The sequence below is a fragment of the Nonomuraea thailandensis genome, from assembly GCF_024172165.1.
GTDB lineage: Bacteria > Actinomycetota > Actinomycetes > Streptosporangiales > Streptosporangiaceae > Nonomuraea > Nonomuraea thailandensis.
On record NZ_JAMZEB010000002.1, the window covers coordinates 4,399,619 to 4,416,737 of the forward strand.

The window sequence follows — 17,119 nt, forward strand, 5'->3', positions numbered from 1 at the left end:
GACCTCCTGGATCGGCGTCTAGGCTGCGTACGGTTCGAGCGCGCCGACCAGCGCGGGCGGGACCCTGGCCGGTACGGTCCTGGTGTTCGGCCCCCGCATGCAGGCGACCCGCTGCCGGCCACGCGCGACGAGCAGCTCGCCGTCGCCGGGGCCGACACGCACGTAGTCGAAGCCGAACTCGAGCTGGGTCTGGGCGAGCTCGATCAGGCGCATCCTGATCGACAGCTCGTCGAAGGCGGTGATCTCGGCGAAGAACTCGCAGTCGACCTTGAGGGTGAACAGCTTGAGGTCGTCCTGGAGGTCGGCGAGCACCTCGGGTGCGCACTCCTTCAGGAAGATCTCCCTGCATCTGCCCTGCCAGCGCAGGTAGTTGACGTAGTAGACGTTGCCCACGAGGTTGGTCTCCTCGAAACCCACCGTGTGGCGATATTCGAAGTACTTCTCCATCGTCAGGGCCGCCCTTCGGTGAGAACGGCGAGCACGACGGGGTCGTTCAGGCCCCGTACGGTGGTCGCCAGGGTCGCGATGCGGGCGCCCGCCGCGGCCAGCACGATCCAGCCGTCGCCGGCGTCCGCGTGCAGCTCCGGCGGGTCGGCCGCGGTGAGCTCGGCGCCGCGCAGGCAGGCCACCACCGCGCGGACGCGGGCTTCGGCGACGTCGCCGCTCTCCCCCGCCTGCGCGGCGATCCGCCCGGCCACCTCGGCGTACGCGGCGGCCTGCTCCTCCGGCACCGCGTGCGCGGGCTCCTGCGCTCCGCCGCCGACCGGCGTGATCGCGCAGGCCACCGGCTGCGCGCCGGCGACGCAGAGCGTCAGCCCCGGCACGTGGGCCAGCGCGGTGGTGCCGGGAGGTGTGGTGTGCAGGCGCTGCCGGGCGAGGTCGGTGAGGTCGTCGCCGGGTTCGGCGACGACCGCGACGCTCGCGCCGACCAGGTCGCCGAGCCGCCGCTCGACGTACGGGCCGAGCAGCGGCGCCGCCCACGGCCCGCGGCCGTCCTGCTTGCGCACGGCCTGCAGGCGCAGCCCCTCCCAGCGCTCGACGAGCTCGCCGGTCTTGGCACGTACCGCGATGTCGTAGACGTAGGTGTCGCCGTCCCTGCTCCGCTCGGCGGCGCAGTAGCGCACCTCGTCCAGGTCGTCCAGCGCGAGCCCGCCGGGGCGCACCCGGTCGATGCCGGTCGGCAGCAGCGTGGCGTCGGGCACGCAGACCTGGTTGCCGTGCATCAGCGCGTCCCGCATGCCGGGGTCGCCGAGCAGCAGCCCGCCGGGCAGGTATCCGGCGAACCACGAGCCGTCCCGCTCCACCGCCAGGTCGGCGTCCACGTGGCGGGCCGCCGCCCGGTGGTAGCGGCGCAGCCGCTGGAAGCGGGCGCCCTGGAAGAGCACCTGGCCGTACAGGTCGGTGTCGGGTTCGAGGGCCACCGGCGGCAGCCCGTCCGGGATCTGGCCGGGCGGCCCCTCGGGGCAGGGCCCGGCGTCGAAGCGGAGCTCGGCGCTGAAGTGGTCCACCTCGAACCCGGTCTCCGCGCTGCGGATGGTGACGGCGACCGTGTCGTCGCCGGTGGCGGCGGCGGCGATCCTGAGCGCCGTGCTCGCCCCCGGCGGGACGATGATCGGCCGGCTGAAGGCGGCCCGTTCGATGACCGGCGCCTCCTGGCGGCCGGTGGCGGCGCACGCCACCTGGCTCATGGCCTCCATGCCGATCACGGCCGGGAACAGCAGGTTGCCGTCGAGCAGGTGGTCGGCCAGGTAGAGGTCGGTGCCGGCGTTCAGCTCGACCTCGCTGACCAGCTCCACCCCGTGGTAGCGGATCAGCGGCGTGCCGACGAAGCGCAGCAGCGGCAGCTCGGGTTCGTCGCGCCTGACGGTGGCGACGCCCTCGGTGCGCCCGCTGATCACCACGACGCCCTCGACGCCGGGGTCGGTGACGAGCCTGCGCATGATCTCCACGCCCTGATCGACGGGGATCGGCGTGATGCCCTGCTCGGTGAGCCGGTCCACCACCGACAGCCGCTCGCCCATGCCGACGTCGGACCACACCGACCATTCCAGGCACAGGCACCTGCGGTCCGGGTGGCCCGCTCCGGCCTCGGCGGTGAGCTCGGCCAGCCACTCGTTGGCGGTGGCGTAGTGCGCCTCGCCCTGCAGGCCCGCCCTGCCGATGATGCTGCCCAGGGTGACCAGCAGGCGCAGCCGGCCGGGGTCCACCGCGGCGAGCACGTTGCGCAGGCCGTCCACCTTGGGGGCGAACGTGCGGGCGAAGTCGTCCAGGCCGAGCCCGGCGATGCCGGCGGGGGCGTTGTAGCCGGCGCCGTGCAGGATCGCGGTCACCGGGCCGAGCACCCGCTCGGCCTCCTCGACGGCCTGCCGCACCTGGCCGGCGTCGGCGGCGTCGGCCCTGACGTAGTGGACGGTCAGGCCGGACTCGGCCATGCGGCGCAGGTTCGCGGCCAGCTCCTCGTCCTGGGCCGGGTCGGAGCGGCCGAGCAGAGCCAGCTTGGCACCGCCTGCCGTGCCGCCTGCCGCGCCGCCTGCCGCGCCGCCTGCCATGGCGATCGCGCACTCGGCGGTGATGCCCTTGCCGCCGCCGGTCACGAGCAGCACGTCGTCCGGCGTGAGGGGGTGTTCCTCGCGCTCCTGGCGGGCGGGCATCACGCGCAGGGTGGGGACGCGCCGCACGCCGCCGGCGTCGTAGCGGACCTCGGAGAAGTCCGAGGTGGCGGCCACCTCGGCGACCACCTTCCCGATCAGCTCCGGCGCCTGCGGCACGTGCACGACGGTAGTGCGCAGCCCGGGGGCCTCCAGGTGGAGCGTCTTGGCCAGCCCGGCGGCCCCCCTGCCGTGCTGGACCAGGACGAACCGGGTCCCGGGCCCCGCCGCCAGCGCGGCCTTGGCGCCGAGCAGTGCCTGCTCCAGATCCTCCATCGCGCAGTGCGGCGGTAGGCACACCAGCACACCTGAACCGACCTTCTCCTGTTCGAGCGCCTCCCGCAGCGGTTGCGCGAAGGCTGAGCCCGCGGGCGCGAACAGCTCCCACCGGCCCTGCTGCTCCTTGGCCACCCGCCGGGGCACCGGCAGCTCGTCCAGGTCGACGGTGAACGGCCGCACCCACGTGGCCGCGGCGGCGACGCCGCGGGCCCGCTGGTCGCGCGGCTCGGCCGCGAGCCGGTCCAGCGCCTCGCCGAGCTCGCCCAGGGTGGCGGTGGCCACGTTGGGCAGGTGCACGGCGGGCATGCCGAGGTGCTGGGTGGCCTGGTCGAGGATGTGCATGACGGTGACCGAGCTCAGGTGCAGCCCGTCCAGCGGCTTGCTGTCCGCGGTGACCAGCTCCAGCGGGAGCTCCACGCGCTCGGCGGCCAGCCGGCGCAGCAGGTCCGTGGTGGACTCGCCGGTCCGCTCCGCGCTCCGCTGCGCGGGCTGCTCCTTGGTGACGGGCCTGGCGACCGCCTTGACGACGGGTTTCGGCGCGGACTCCGCGGGGCTGGCGAAGAAGGAGAACTCCGTCCCGATCTCCAGGGGGTGGACGAGGCGGCCGTGGAACAGCTCCTCGTGCGCGACGGGCACGCCGCTCACGTGGGCGGCGGCCACGACGCCGAGCAGCCCCGTCAGCGACTCGCCGTCGGTCTCCAGCGCGACCGCGGGCACGTCGGTGAGCTCTCCCGCCAGCCCGCTGAGCACCCGGCCCGGCCCCACCTCGACGAGCAGGTCGAGCCCGTCGGCGGCGGCCCGTACGGCCTGGGCGAACAGCACGGGCGCGGTGATCTGGCGCAGCAGCAGCGCGGTGACGTCGGTGTCGCCGTTCAGCTCGGCGCCGGTGACCGTGGACACCACGCGGCGGGCAGGCGGCGTGAACCGCTCACCCTCCAGGGCCTCCCCCAGCGCCTGCGCGGCGGGCGCGACCAGCGGCGAGTGGAAGGCGTGCGAGACGTTGAGCTTGGTCCAGGTGAGACCCTCGCGCGTGGCGTTCTGCCCGACCTGCTCGATCGCGGCCACGGGGCCGGCCACGACGGTCTGTCCCGGCGAGTTGTATCCGGCGATCACCACGGGCAGGTCGCCGATCAGCCGGCGCGCGGCCTCGGGCCCGGCGCGCAGCCCGGCCATCGTGCCGGAGTCGCTGTGCCGTTCCATGGCCTTGCCGCGCTTGCCTGCCACGCGCAGCAGCGCGCCCTCGTCCATGGCGCCGGCCCAGCACAGCGCGGACAGCTCGCCCAGGCTGTGCCCGACGCCGACCTCGGCCTCGATGCCGAGCGCGGACAGCGCGCGGACGCCGGCCATGGAGCCGGTGGCGATGCGCGGCTGGGCGACCGAGGTGGCCACCATGTCGCCGGTGGCGGGCAGGGCGGCCGTGCGGTAGAGCTCGTCCACGCACGGCAGGCGCCTGCGCAGCGCGCCGCCGCCCGTCCCGCGTCCCGAGCCCTGGCCGGGGAAGAGGAAGCCCACGCGGGGCCTGGCCGCGGCGCGGCGCAGCCACGCCTTGCCGTCCGGCGTGAACAGCTCGCTCTCGCCCGAGTCGAGCGCCGTCAGCACCCGCCCGAGCTGCCGCTCGGCGTCCTCGGGCGAGGCGACGACCGCCGCCGCCCGGTACGGCAGGCCGCGCAGCCTGCCGCGCAGCGTCTCGGCCAGGTCGCCGAGCTGGGCGTAGGACACGGCGGGCACGAACGCGGCCGTCTCGGCCACCTGGGCGCGCAGCTCCTCCCAGGAGGCGGCGTCGAAGAGGAAGAGCTCGGCGTCCTGCTGGGCGGTGGCCAGGGCCCTGGTCCTGCTGGACATGCGCCGCCTTGGCGCCTCGGCCTCCAGCACGACGTGGGTGTTGATGCCGCCGAAGCCCATGGCGGTGACGCCGGCGCGCAGCGGGCGGCCGTCCGGCCACGGCTCGGCCTGGCGCAGCACCCGCAGCGCGGCGGGCTCCTCGCTGAGCACGGGGTGCGGGTCCACGCAGCCGATGGTCGGCGGCAGCACCTGCTCGTGCACGGCCATGGCGGCCTTGATGAGGCCGGCCACCCCGGCCGCCGCCTTGGCGTGGCCGATCATGCCCTTGATCGAGCCGACCGCCGCGGGCGGCGCCGACGCGTCGGCGGCGGCCCTGGACTGCGACAGCGCGGTCAGCTCGGTCGCGTCGCCGATGGCCGTCCCCGTGCCGTGCCCCTCGAACAGGGACACGGTCTCGATGCCGAACCCGGCCCGCTCGTACGCACGCTCCAGCGCCAGCCGGTAGCCCTTGACCTCGGGCCGCGTCATGCCGCCCTTGCCGTCGGAGGAGATGCCCCACCCGGCGACCGTGGCGTAGATCCGGTGCCCGGCCGCCAGCGCGTCGGCCTCGCGCATCAGCACCACGATGCCGCAGCCCTCGCCGGGCCAGAAGCCGTTGGAGTGCCGGTCGTAGAGCCGGAACTCGCCCTTGGCCAGCGCGCCGGTCTTGGCGAAGCCGATCACCTCGAACGGGTCGATGGACAGGTCGACGCCGCCCGCGACGGCCACGTCGAGCTCGCCGTCGCTCAGCGCCTTGGCCGAGGTGACGACCGACAGCAGCGAGGAGGAGCAGGCGCCGTCCACGATGTAGCCGCCGCCGTGCAGGTCGTAGTGGTTGCAGATGCGCCCGGCGATGGTGTTGGCCAGCCCGCCGGCGAGGGTGTCCTCGTCCACGGGCGGGAACGGGTCCTTGTAGACCGCCTCGTAGCCGGCCAGGAACGTGGCCAGCCGGTCGTCGTCCCAGCCCTGCTCCTTGAGCGCGGCGGCCAGCGTGCGCCTGACGTACGGCCAGCGCAGCCGCATGACGTTGGCGCGGGTGAACTCGCCGGTCAGCGTGTTGCCCACGACGACGCCCGTGCGGGAGCGCGGCAGCCCGCTGCCCTCGGGAAAACCGGCGTCGGCCAGGGCGCGGCCGGCCATGTCCAGCGCGAGCCAGTGGGTCAGGTCGGTGGAGCGGTACGTGCTGCCCGCGATCCGGTGCGCCAGCCTGTCGAAGGTGTACCCCTCGATGACCGCCGCCGTCCTGGCGTAGAAGGTGTCCGGCGCGGCGGGATCGGGGTTCCAGTAGTCCTCCAGCCGCATGCGCGTGTCGGGCAGCCGGCGGAAGGCCCTGCGCCCGGCGACGGCGTTCTCCCACAGCTCGCGCGGGGAGGCGGCGTCGGGGTAGCGGCAGGCCATGCCGACTATCGCGATCTTCGTCATGCCTTCGCGACCTCTCTCCCTGTGGCGAGGACCGCCTGCTCGGCGGCCGCGGTCACCCTGGCGGCGTCCAGCGCCCTGGCCTGGTCCACGATGTGCAGCGCCCAGAGGAAGCCGCCGCGGATGAGGCAGACGGCCGCGGTGGCGAAGAAGATCCCGTAGGGGATGTTCATGCCCATCAGCAGGCCGTACACGACGGCGACGCCGCCGCCGAAGGCCACCTGGGACAGCGGCCTGGACGGCGTGGTGCCCGGATCGGTGATCATGTAGTTGGTGAAGAGGATGAACGCGACCCCCGTCATCATGGACAGGCCGCCCAGGATCGAGATGTCGTCGATGAGGAGCCCGCGCACGACCGCCTGCAGCGCGAAGCCGCCCACCCAGGCCCCGATCAGCCACATGCGGTTGGTCAGCTTGCCGTTGAGCATGGTGCCGCCGACGATGATGACCGCCGGGATGATCCAGTCGATCGGGTTGTGGACGTTCTCGGTGAAGTGGTACGGCGGCGCGATGCTGGCCCAGGGGAAGACGAGCAGGATCACCGCGATGCCGAGGTTGGAGGGGTTCATGAAGTGCCGCAGCCGGCCGCGGACCGGCGCCCTGAGCACCCACTTGGCCCCGACGGCCACGACGACGCCGAACATCATGACCAGCACCTGGTCGTTGACGTAGGTCAGCATGTTGAGGGCGATCGAGGTGATGTGCGCCGGCAGCAGGAACTCCATGAGGCCGCGCGCGCCGTTGCCGAGGAACCTGGGCGCCCTGCCCTCCGCCCGGGCGCCGATGACCTCCAGCACGATCTCCACGGTGTAGCCGGTGGCCAGTGCCACGAAGGGCCAGGTCCACGGCTGCTCGAAGCCGAACCAGGTGTAGCCGAGGATGTTGAACACCGTGATGGAGATGGCGAACCTGCGCAGCGCGGTGATGACCTTCGGATCGTGACCCGGCTTCTTGGTGACCGCCTTGTCTGCCATGTCGTCACTTCTCCTTCGCGGTCGTGCCGAGCTGGACGGCGTGCCAGCCGGGGGTGAGCTGGAGGTCCTGGCTGCGCGGCTGGCCGGTGCGGTCGCGCCAGGTCAGGTGCACTTTCAGCGGTCCTGTCACGTTCTGGCCCAGGCCGAGGTGGACGGCGTGCGCGCGCTTGCCGGAGTGGCCGCTGCCGCCGTCCACGCGGCCGACGTGAACGCGCCCGTCCGGGGTGGTGACGGTGGCCTGCGCGCCGATCACCGGCGAGCCGGCGCCCTGGGCGGCGGGGTCTTCATGGGTGAGCCGCAGCCCGAGGAAGGCGCCCTTGGAGGTGCTGGTGTTCTGGTAGAAGATCGGCGCGTCGAACTGCCGCGCGACGGCGAAGTCGATCAGGCCGTCGCCGTTGGCGTCACCGGTCGCGATGCCGCGCGTGGGGACCGGCACGGCCAGCCCGAGCTCCCCGGACAGGTTGGCGTAACGCCCGTCGCCGCCCGGCGCGAAGAACGCCAGGGTCTGGCTGCCGGCGATGTCGCCGCCCTCGGTGACGTTGGGCCAGGACTTCGGGTTGCTGGTCACCTGGTCGTTGGCGGCGGCCAGCTCCTGCAGCGGCGGCCAGCGGTTGACGTCGCCCTTGACGAAGCCGGTCGCCTGGACGATCTCCTTCCGGCCGTCGTTGTCGAAGTCCTCGATCTTCGGGTCCCAGCCCCAGCCCGACCAGGCGGTACGCAGCTCCGCGCTGAGGTCCTGCCAGGGCGCCGCGCCGCTCTTGAGCTGGGCGCGCAGCTCGGCCTTGTCCTTGGCCGTGGAGACGAACTGGAAGTTGCTCTCCTGGATGCCGAACGGCGTGGTGATGTTGCTGACGAAGAAGTCGAAGATGCCGTCGTGGTTGAAGTCGCCGGCGTCGGAGCCCATGCCCTTGAAGGAGTCGTTGCCGAGGATCTTGGACTTGGGCACGCCGGGCCCGTGCGGGGCCTGGACCCGGGTGAAGGAGATCGCGCCGGGCCTGGAGGTGTTGTAGAGCAGGTGGTCGTGGCCGAAGTCGTTGTTCAGCATCAGCTCGGGCAGCGTGTCGCCGTCCAGGTCGACCGAGGTCGCGCCGAGCTCCCAGCCCGTGGACAGGTCGGGGGGCAGCACGTCGTCGAGCTTGGTGAAGCTCGCGGAGGGCTGGTCGCCGGAGGTGCCGGCCGTCCAGCGGAAGAAGTAGTTCCTGCCGCCGTTGACCGCGTTGGACAGCGAGTCGTTCATCTCGACGCCGCCGTCCTTGCCGCTGTCGAGCACGGGGCTGCCGTCGGGGAAGTAGTTGCCGACGAAGACGTCGGGCCTGCCGTCGCCGTCGAAGTCGGCGACCGTGGCCACGTTGCTGTTCCACAGCTCGCCGCGGTAGGCGCCGCCGCCCGAGGCCGCGGGCACGAGCTCGGCGGCGTGGAAGGCGTCCGCGCCGAGCGTGGTCGCGGTCGAGCGCTGCAGGTGCAGCGTCGGCGTGCGGCCCCACCAGTACACCAGCAGGTCCGTCCGGCCGTCCTGGTTGTAGTCGGCGGGGACGGCGCCCATGGGGGCCATGGCCTCGTTCATCGGCAGGGAGCCGTAGGCGAGCTCGAACGGCTGGTACCGGGCGGCGCCCTGGCCGGGGGCCGGGGTGACGACCACCTGGTCGGTACGGGTGTCGACGATGACGAGGTCGTCGTCGCGGCCGTTGCCGTCGAGGTCGTTCATCGCGATCGCGGCGCCGACCGAGGAGATCCACGCGTCGATGTGCTTGTAGGCCTTGTTCACCTTGCGGATCGTCTGCTGGGGAGCCCCGCCCGGCATCGCGATGCTCATGGGCGCGAAGCCGTACGCGCCGGCCAGTTGCTCCCGGTCCGCCTGCGACGCGAAGGTCGGGCGGCCCACGAGGAACACGGCGATCATCAGGACCAGGGCGACGACGCCCGCGAGCTGCCTGCGCAGCCATGCGGCCACCACTGTCACGGGGTAACACCTCCAAAGGAGTGAAGACTGTCGGCGATGCGGGCGCGCCACGTCTCGTACGCGGGCACGGCGCCGGGCGCCGGCGCGGCGGTGGGCCCGGGCGTTGACCCGGGCGTGGGCCCGGGCGCGGGCTCGGGCGTGGCGGGCCGGGTCTCGCGGCAGAGCGTGGCCGCCCGCAGCGCGCTCGTCCCGCACAGCACCTGCGCGGCCAGCTCGTTGTGCGGGCACAGCAGACCGGACCGGATCCTGGCCTCGGCGGCGAACGCGCTGCCCTGGGCGAGCTGGGGCGCGTGCTCGCCCGCCCGCCGGCGCAGCTCGCGCAGCTCGGACTCGCCGGCGCCGCCGGCGTAGGTGGCCGCCAGGCCCGTCCCGGCGTAGAGGTCCGCCCTGCGCGCCCGGGGGAAGCCGTCGATCAGGGAGGTGACCCGTTCCACGTCCGTGCCGCCGACGAACCACAGGGCACGTCCGATGCCCTGGTCGACGGCGCGGGCGGCGTAGCTCTCGTACCCCGGCGGCCAGGAGAAGCGGGGCTCCTGGTACTGCTCGTACACGTACCGCCGGGTGTGGAAGTAGGCCTGGTGGAAGCCGTAGCCGTCGTGCACGAGCCACAGCAGGAGCGGGTCGAGCCGGCGGCTCGACGGCCACAGGAAGCGGGGCAGCCGCGCCATGGCCCACCCGATCCCGACGTAGATCATGTAGTTGTGCCTGTCGCCCGCGCCGCTCAGGAACTGCCGGGTCCTGCGCAGGTCGGAGAAGGCCAGGCAGTCCAGGACGGCCAGGCCCATGCCCGCGCCCTCGTAGGCGAAGCCCTTGAACCTCGCCGGCACCTGCTCGAGTCGCTGCTCGGCCTCGGAGAGGCTGCCCGCCCCCACGGCGTGGGCGTAGCCGGCGAGAAAGCTCTCGCCGACGGTCTCCAGCAATTCTTTGGCCGCCGCGTCCTTCACCGGGAAACCACGCTTTTCCAGCGTGGTCTCCCTGATGTTCGGCGTCAGGATTTTCTGCCTCAATGACCGCAACACACTGGCCAAAATCGCCCTCCAACCTTGAGGTCAGATAAACTCCTACTAATTAGCCCATCCGGTCCGACAGTCGGACAACTCCGGATTTGCTCAGCTCAGAGGGCGTTTCCAGCGCAGCATCGAGCCACGCGTCGAGCCAGGGGGAAAACGAAGCGGGTCAGCGGCCGGCTTTCTCCGTGGAGAAATGCGCGCGGATACGGCCACGCCAGATTTCGTAGTCGCCGTCGGCCGTGTCGTCCGCCAGCGCGACCGTGTCCGGCACGGAAAGGCCGGTGAGCACCGCGCCCGCCGCTTCGCTGTGCGCCGGCAGGAATCCCGCGTAATGGCGCGCCTTCACCGCGAACACCGACCCCTGGGCCAGGTGCGCCCGGTGCTCGCCCGCCTCCTCGCCCAGCGCGTCCAGCGCCTGGCCGTCGCAGCCGCCCGCGAACGTCGCGGCCAGGCCGACGCCGCTCCACAGGTCGGCCTGCCGGTGCGAGGCGAAGGCGCGCACCGCGGCCGACACGTCGCCGGCCCGCGCCCCGTGGATGAACCACAGCGCGCGCCCGATCCCCTGGTCGGCCGCGCGCGTGAAGTAGCCGCGATCGCCCAGCCACGGGTACGGCTCCGGCACCCGCTGCCCCTCCACCCACGTGCGGGTGTGGAAGTAGGCCAGGTCGAAGCCGTACCCGTCGACCGCCAGCCAGCTCATCGTCGGGTGGTACGGCGTGCCGGACAGGTCGGGCAGCACCTTCTTCCACAGCGGCCGGGGCAGGCGCGCCATGGCGAAGCCGATGCCGATGTAGGCCAGGAAGATGTGCGGCTGGCCGGGGCCGAGCAGCAGGTCGCGGGTGCGGTGCGCGCCCCCGCCCGGCATGACGTCGCGCACGGTGAACGCCATGGTCGCGCCCTCGTAGGCGAAGCCGCGCAGCTCCGAATCCACCATGGCCAGCCTGCGCTCCACCTCCCACTGGTCACGGGCCTCGATGCCCCACTCGAAGCCGCACACCACGGCCTGGGGGATGGACTCCAGGCGGGCGGTCGCCGCCGAGGACACGCCGGGGAAGCCGCGCCAGGCGAACGTCACCTCTTCCAGGGAAGGGGCCAGGACGAGCCTGCGCAGCGAGCCTAGCAACGTGGACATGGTCGCCTCCTTAGGACCACGGCGCTACGGGATACCAGGGGATGATCTCCCTGCGGGCCAGCAGCCGCAGGTCCCAGTACAGGAAGGTGAACACGCCCGCCACGATCAGGGTGGCGGCGGTCACCGCGGCGACGCGGCCCGGCTCGGCCTGCAGCCAGCGCCGCAGGCCGCCGCCGTACCTCGCCACGATCAGGAACAGCACCGCCATGAGCACGACGTTGCCCAGGGACTGCAGGGTGAAGGCCGCCGCGCCGTACAGGGGGTTGCCGCTCTCCGCCGCGTGCCTGAACAGGTGGCGGAACAGCGGGAAGGGACGGCCGATGAGGAAGCCGCCGATCAGCGCGCCCAGGAACACCAGGCGGGCGCGCGGCGCGCGGGCGAACGGGTCGGGCACCAGGCCGATCGCGGCCAGGCCCAGGTAGAGCATGGCCAGGCCGATGACGCCGAAGACCACCATCGACTGGATGCTGCGCGGCGACAGGGCGCCGGCGACGTTCTGGGCGGTGGAGAACTGCGGCATCGCGACGCCGACGGCCCCCACCACCGCGCCGTAGAGCGCCGACACGGCGGTCATGCCCGCGCCCAGCCACCCCAGCGGCGCCAGCAGGCGCCTGGTCTGCCCGCCCTCCGACACCATCGGCGCCACCGCGCCGAAGACCGCGATGTTGCAGGCGGTGAACGTGCCGGCCAGGCCGCTGACGAAGGCGAAGACGACGCCGGCCGCGGCACCCGCCAGGGGCCGCTCCCCCGCGCCCTCGCCGAGCAGGGTGTCGGTCACGGCGCCGCCGATGGTGGTGTCGACGAAGCTCGCCGACCACACGACGGTGAGCAGGAACCCCGCCAGGCAGCTCAGCGTGACCAGCAGCCATCTCCTGCGCGGCGCCTGCGTGCCCGCCGGTCGTACCTCGACCCTCGCCGTCTCGCTCATCCCGGACCTCCGCGGTTGCCGATCGTCGTCCTCAGGATGAGCCGGAAGGTGATCTCGGGCAACGGCCCGCGGCACCCTGATCACCACAGATCGCGCCCGGCTGACCAGCCGCTCAGTCGCCAGCCGTCGCGCCCGCCGGGGGGCAGCGGCCCGCGCGACGGCCGCCCGGAGGCGGCCCACCGCGTGTCCCGGTCCTCCTCGCCCCGCGCCGCGCGGGCGTTGCGCGTCACGCACCGGGCGATGGCGGCGGCGACCGCCTCCAGCTCCTCGGGGGTCGCCCTGCCCCGCACCACGGTCAGCTCCATACCATCGACGATCACCCGCGCGGGCGGGCGGCGGCAACTTCGCGGATGCCCTGCCTTCAGGGCCCCGCTCTCAGGTCCGGGGCTGGTCGCCGAACTCCTGGATCAGGGGGAGGTCGGCGCGCCCGGTGATGTTGAGCTTGCGGTAGGTCCTCGTCAGGTGCTGCTCGACCGTGCTGACGGTGATGTACAGCTTGTCGGCGATCTCATGGTTGGTGTATCCCGCCGCCGCCAGGGCCGCCACGCGCCGCTCGGCCCCGCTGAGCGCGCCGATCAGAGCGCCCGTCAGGGCGCCGGACAGCGGCGCAGGCACGTCGTCCGGCTCCGTCGCCCGGCTGAGCGCGATGATCAACGGGGTGGCGTGGCACTCCTCCGCCGCGGCCAGGGCCCGGCCGGCGATGGTGCGCGAGCGCCTGCCGTCGCCCAGCGCGTCGTAGGCCTCGGCCAGGTCGGACAGGGCCCTGGCCAGCTCGTACGTGTCCCCGGCCAGTTGCAGGTACTCCGTGGCCTGCCGGAGCAGGGCGGGGCGGCGCTGCGGCTCGGCGCCCGCGGCCCGCAGGCGCAGGCCGATGCCCCTGGCGCGGTGCGCGGCGTGATCGCAGGCGGCCAGGTGGCCCTCGACGAGGTGCATGGCCTCCTCCTCCTGGCCCACGCGCAGGCACGCCTCACCCGCGTCCGCCCGCCACGGGATCATGGACGGGTTGTCCAGGCCCCAGGCGGTCATCAGGTCACCGCAGCGCAGGAAGTCGTGGATGGCCAGGGTGAAGCTCTCGGCGGCCAGGTTGTGGCGGCCTCGGGCGTGCAGGTAGTGCAGGCCGTACCTGGTCTGGAACATCGCCTTCGGCACCGGGCGGTCGAGGTACTCGCGCACGGCGTCCTGGCGGCCCATCGCCGTGAGCGCGTAGATCATGCTGGCCAGCGGGCCGCCGATGGCCACGCCCCAGCTGCTCATCGGGATCGTCTCCAGCGCGGTGCGGGCGTGCCGCTCGGCGGCGGGCAGGTCGCCCTGCCGGATCGAGATCTCGGCGCGGATCGCCGCCAGCCTGGCCTGCCTGCTCGGCGCCTGCCTGGCCGAGGCCTCCGCGCTGAACTGGTCGCACAGCGGGGCCGCCAGGCCGCAGCGGCCGGCGTAGGTGAGCGCGAGCAGCGAGTTCTCCACCACGTCCATGGACATCTCGTCCAGGTGGGTGTTCTCCAGGATGCGCTCGACGGTGCTCAGGCTGGCCTCGCGCGGGCCGCGGGTGACCACCTCGGCCAGGGCCAGGGTCGACTCCATCCGCCTGCTGACGGCCCCCGACACCATGCCGGCCAGTACGTCCGCCTTACGCGGGTAACGGGTGTGCGCGACGAGCGGCGGGTGGGTGGCGCGCAGCCAGAGCTGGGTGACCAGGAGCTCGGCGCGGGCCTCGTGGTCCGCCGCGTCCATCTCGTTCGTCAGCCGCTCCAGCACCTCGCGGGCGTCCTCGAAGCGGCCATGCCACAGCAGGGCGCGGGCCAGCACGATCGCGTCGCTGCCGCGCAGGCTGCCCTTGGTCAGGGCCTCGGTGAGCAGGTCGAGGTGGCCCGCGGGAGCGGCGGGGTTGAGCCGCCACTGCGCGCGGACCAGCATCGTCATGATCTTGGCGCGGCGGGACTCGTCGGCGCACTCGCGCCAGGCCAGCTTCAGGTAGGAGATGGCCTCCTCGACCCGGCCCTCGCGCAGGGCGATCATGGCGGCCTCCTCCAGCGTGGGCACCACCCAGGAGGCGTCGAACGTGGTGGCGTGCAGCAGCAGGTCGGCGACGACGCACGGCGGCAGGCCCCTGGTGTAGGCGAGCTCGGCCGCGCCCCGGTACAGCTCGCGCCGCCGGGCGAGCTCGGTGCCGGCCAGGACGGCCGACCTGACGGCCTCGTGGCGGAACGCGCCGGCCTCCAGCAGGCCGATCGCCGCCATCGCGTCCAGCTCCCTGCTGACGTCGATGCCGGGCAGCCCGAGCAGCTCTTCCAGCCCCTCGCGCCCGCCGAGGATGGCCAGCCCCTGCGCCACCTGAGCCGTACGCGGCCGGCCGCGCCCCAGGCACTCGCGCACGGCCTCGTCGAACCGCTCGCCGACGACCAGCTCGGCGGGCGGCGCGTCGGCGGTGCGCAGGAACCTCCGGTAGTCCTCGGCCAGCGCGCCGGCCAGCAGGGGGTTGCCGCCGCTGAGCGCGTACCACTCGCCGATGAAGCGGTCCACGGCGCCCAGGCCCACCCGGCCCGCCATCAGCGCGGCCACGCCGCGGCGCGACAGCGGCGACAGGCTCAGCCGGCGGCAGTGCGGCAGGCGCAGCACGTCGGTGCCGAACAGGTCGTCGCGCGGGAATCCGTCGTTGTGCGCGAACACCGTCACGGCCTTGGAGCCCCTGACCCTGCGCGCCATGTAGGCCAGGCAGATGAGCGAGGCCCGGTCGGCGTGGTGCACGTCGTCGACGAGAACGACCAGCGGGTAGCGCTCCGCCTGCTCCAGCAGCACCGTGATCAGCGCGTGCACCACCTGCTCCTCCAGGAGCAGCTCGCTGCCCGCGCGCTCGGTGGCGCTCCTGCGGCCCTCCTCGATCAGGCGGTCGGCGCGCTCGCGCTCCCCCCGCACCAGCGGCGCGTCCTGGATGAGCTGGCGCAGCACGCCGAGCTGCAGGCCCTGCTCCATCCTGGACGCGGTCGCCGTGATCGCCAGGGCGCCCACGTCGATCGCCCGCTCGGCCAGGGCATCCAGCAGCGCGCTCTTGCCCATCGCCGGCGGGCCGCTGACGAGGGCGATCTTCCCCTCGCCCAGCGCCGCGCCGGCGATGAGTGTCTCAAGACATGACAGCTCTTCCTGCCGCTCGATCAGTGCCATGGCCGGATCCCGATCTCTATCGTTTCGCCATCACGCGTCTGAGCCTGGGCGGGCCGAGCCGCCGGCCGAGGCGCCCGTCGTCAGACCCGTCCCCGTGCGCGTCCCCGTGCGCGTCCCCGTGCGTGTCCTCGCACGCGCCGCCCGGGAGCAGGCCGTCACGCCGGGCCCTGGTCACCGAGGAGCCGACGGCGGCCAGCGCGGCGGCGCACACGTCCGGCTCGATGCCCACCCCCCAGACCGTGTCACCGTCGAGCTCGCACTCGGCGTACACGGCGATCTCCTCGTCCCGCCGCACCGACGCCCCGCCCATGAGCCGCACCACCCGCGTCACCAGGCCGCGCCGCTCGAGCGCCGACCGCAGCGAGGAGACCGTCGCCGTCCAGTCGGCGCCGTCGGGGTCGCCGTCGATGTGCAGGGTGGCCACCGCGCCGGGAGCCTCGAACGACGGTACGTGCGGCACGACGTACTCGTCGGCGAACGCCTCCATGATCCGCTCCGGCGCCACCTCGCCGCCGGCGTCGTCGGCCAGCGTCTGGACGAGCCGGCCGAACTCGGCCTGCAGCCCTCTGGGCAGGTTCATCCCGTAGCGGGAGCTCATCACGTACGCGGCGCCGCCCTTGCCGGACTGGCTGTTCACCCGCACCACCGCCTCGTAGGTCCGGCCCACGTCCTGCGGGTCCACCAGCAGGTACGGCACCGCCCACGGCAGCTCGGACCGGTCGCGCCCGGCGACCGCCGCCTGCGTGGCCATCGCGTCGAAGCCCTTCTTGATCGCGTCCTGGTGGCCGCCGGAGAAGGCCGTGTAGACCAGGTCTCCGCCGTAGGGGTGGCGCGGCGAGACCGCGATGCCGGTGCACTCCTCGACGATGCGGCGCACGCCGTCCAGGTCGCCGAAGTCGATGCCCGGGTCGACGCCCTGAGCAGCCAGGTTCAGCCCCAGGGTGACCAGGCAGACGTTGCCGGCGCGCTCGCCGTTGCCGAACAGGCAGCCCTCGACGCGCCCGGCGCCCGCCAGCATGGCCAGCTCCGCCGCCGCCACGCCCGTGCCCCTGTCGTTGTGCGGGTGCACCGACAGGCAGCGGAAGGCGCGGCGGCTCAGGTGGCGGTCCATCCACTCGATCTGGTCGGCGAACAGGTTCGGCGTCCAGCGCTCGACGGTGGTCGGGAAGTTGAGGGTGATCGGCCGGTCGGGGCCGGGCTGCCAGACGTCCATGACGGCCTCGCAGACCTCCAGCGAGAAGTCCGGCTCGGTGTCGTTGAAGTGCTCGGGCGAGTACTGGAAGCGCAGGTCGCACCCGTCGAGCAGGGAGTCGGCATATTTCATGACCAGGTGGGTGCCGTGGACGGCCAGGTCCTTGCACTCCTGGCGGTTCACGCCGAGCACCAGCCGCCTGACGGCCGGCGAGGTGGCGTTGTAGAGGTGCAGCGTGGCCCTGGAGGCGCCGCGCAGGCTCGCCATCGTGGCCTCGATGAGGTCCTCCCGCGCCGGCGTCAGCACCGAGATCACCACGTCGTCGGGGATCAGGTCGCGCTCGACGAGCAGGCGCACGAAGTCGTGCTCGTCCCGGCTCGCGGCGGGGAAGCCGATCTCGATCTCCGTGTAGCCCATGCCCACGAGCAGGTCGAACATGACCAGCTTGCGCTCGGGCGACATGGGCCTGGACAGCGCCTGGTTGCCGTCACGCAGGTCGGTCGAGAGCCAGCGGGGCGGCGCGCTGAGGATGGCGTCCGGCCAGGAGCGGCCGTCGAGCGGGATCCGGGGCGGCGAGCTGTACCTGGAGGCTTTCATTGT

Annotated in this window: 10 protein-coding genes; all 10 read right to left on the minus strand. The window is 73.2% G+C overall.

Features of this window, described 5'->3' with window-relative positions:
* Window positions 1-18: 18 nt before the first annotated feature.
* Window positions 19-447: an acyl-CoA thioesterase gene (locus tag HD597_RS23800; protein WP_253744904.1), complete on the minus strand. Its 429-nt coding sequence runs from the start codon at window positions 445-447 to the stop codon at window positions 19-21.
* A gap of 2 nt (window positions 448-449) precedes the next feature.
* The gene (locus HD597_RS23805) at window positions 450-6,170 is read right to left on the minus strand and encodes a type I polyketide synthase (RefSeq protein WP_253744905.1); all 5,721 of its coding nucleotides are present in this window, start codon (window positions 6,168-6,170) and stop codon (window positions 450-452) included.
* Window positions 6,167-7,141, minus strand: coding sequence for an enediyne biosynthesis protein (locus HD597_RS23810; protein ID WP_253744906.1), 975 nt, complete (start codon window positions 7,139-7,141; stop codon window positions 6,167-6,169). The genes HD597_RS23805 and HD597_RS23810 overlap by 4 nt, the downstream gene beginning before the upstream one ends.
* A gap of 4 nt (window positions 7,142-7,145) precedes the next feature.
* Window positions 7,146-9,101 (minus strand): CRTAC1 family protein, encoded by a 1,956-nt coding sequence (locus HD597_RS23815; protein WP_253744907.1) that lies wholly within the window; start codon window positions 9,099-9,101, stop codon window positions 7,146-7,148.
* Window positions 9,098-10,108, minus strand: a complete 1,011-nt coding sequence (locus tag HD597_RS23820) for a DUF1702 family protein (RefSeq protein WP_253744908.1) — start codon at window positions 10,106-10,108, stop codon at window positions 9,098-9,100. The genes HD597_RS23815 and HD597_RS23820 overlap by 4 nt, the downstream gene beginning before the upstream one ends.
* A gap of 169 nt (window positions 10,109-10,277) precedes the next feature.
* Window positions 10,278-11,243 carry a DUF1702 family protein gene (locus HD597_RS23825; RefSeq protein WP_253744909.1) on the minus strand — a complete coding sequence of 322 codons (966 nt, stop codon included), beginning with the start codon at window positions 11,241-11,243 and terminating at the stop codon, window positions 10,278-10,280.
* Between the two features lie 10 nt (window positions 11,244-11,253).
* A complete protein-coding gene (locus tag HD597_RS23830) occupies window positions 11,254-12,171 on the minus strand; it encodes a hypothetical protein (protein ID WP_253744910.1) in 918 nt (305 codons plus the stop codon).
* A gap of 80 nt (window positions 12,172-12,251) precedes the next feature.
* Window positions 12,252-12,476 carry an acyl-CoA carboxylase subunit epsilon gene (locus HD597_RS23835; RefSeq protein WP_253744911.1) on the minus strand — a complete coding sequence of 75 codons (225 nt, stop codon included), beginning with the start codon at window positions 12,474-12,476 and terminating at the stop codon, window positions 12,252-12,254.
* Window positions 12,477-12,546: 70 nt separating this feature from the next.
* Window positions 12,547-15,327, minus strand: a complete 2,781-nt coding sequence (locus HD597_RS23840; RefSeq protein ID WP_253744912.1) for a helix-turn-helix transcriptional regulator — start codon at window positions 15,325-15,327, stop codon at window positions 12,547-12,549.
* Between the two features lie 16 nt (window positions 15,328-15,343).
* Window positions 15,344-17,116 (minus strand): 2-isopropylmalate synthase, encoded by a 1,773-nt coding sequence (locus HD597_RS23845; protein ID WP_253744913.1) that lies wholly within the window; start codon window positions 17,114-17,116, stop codon window positions 15,344-15,346.
* Between the last annotated feature and the right edge of the window lie 3 nt (window positions 17,117-17,119).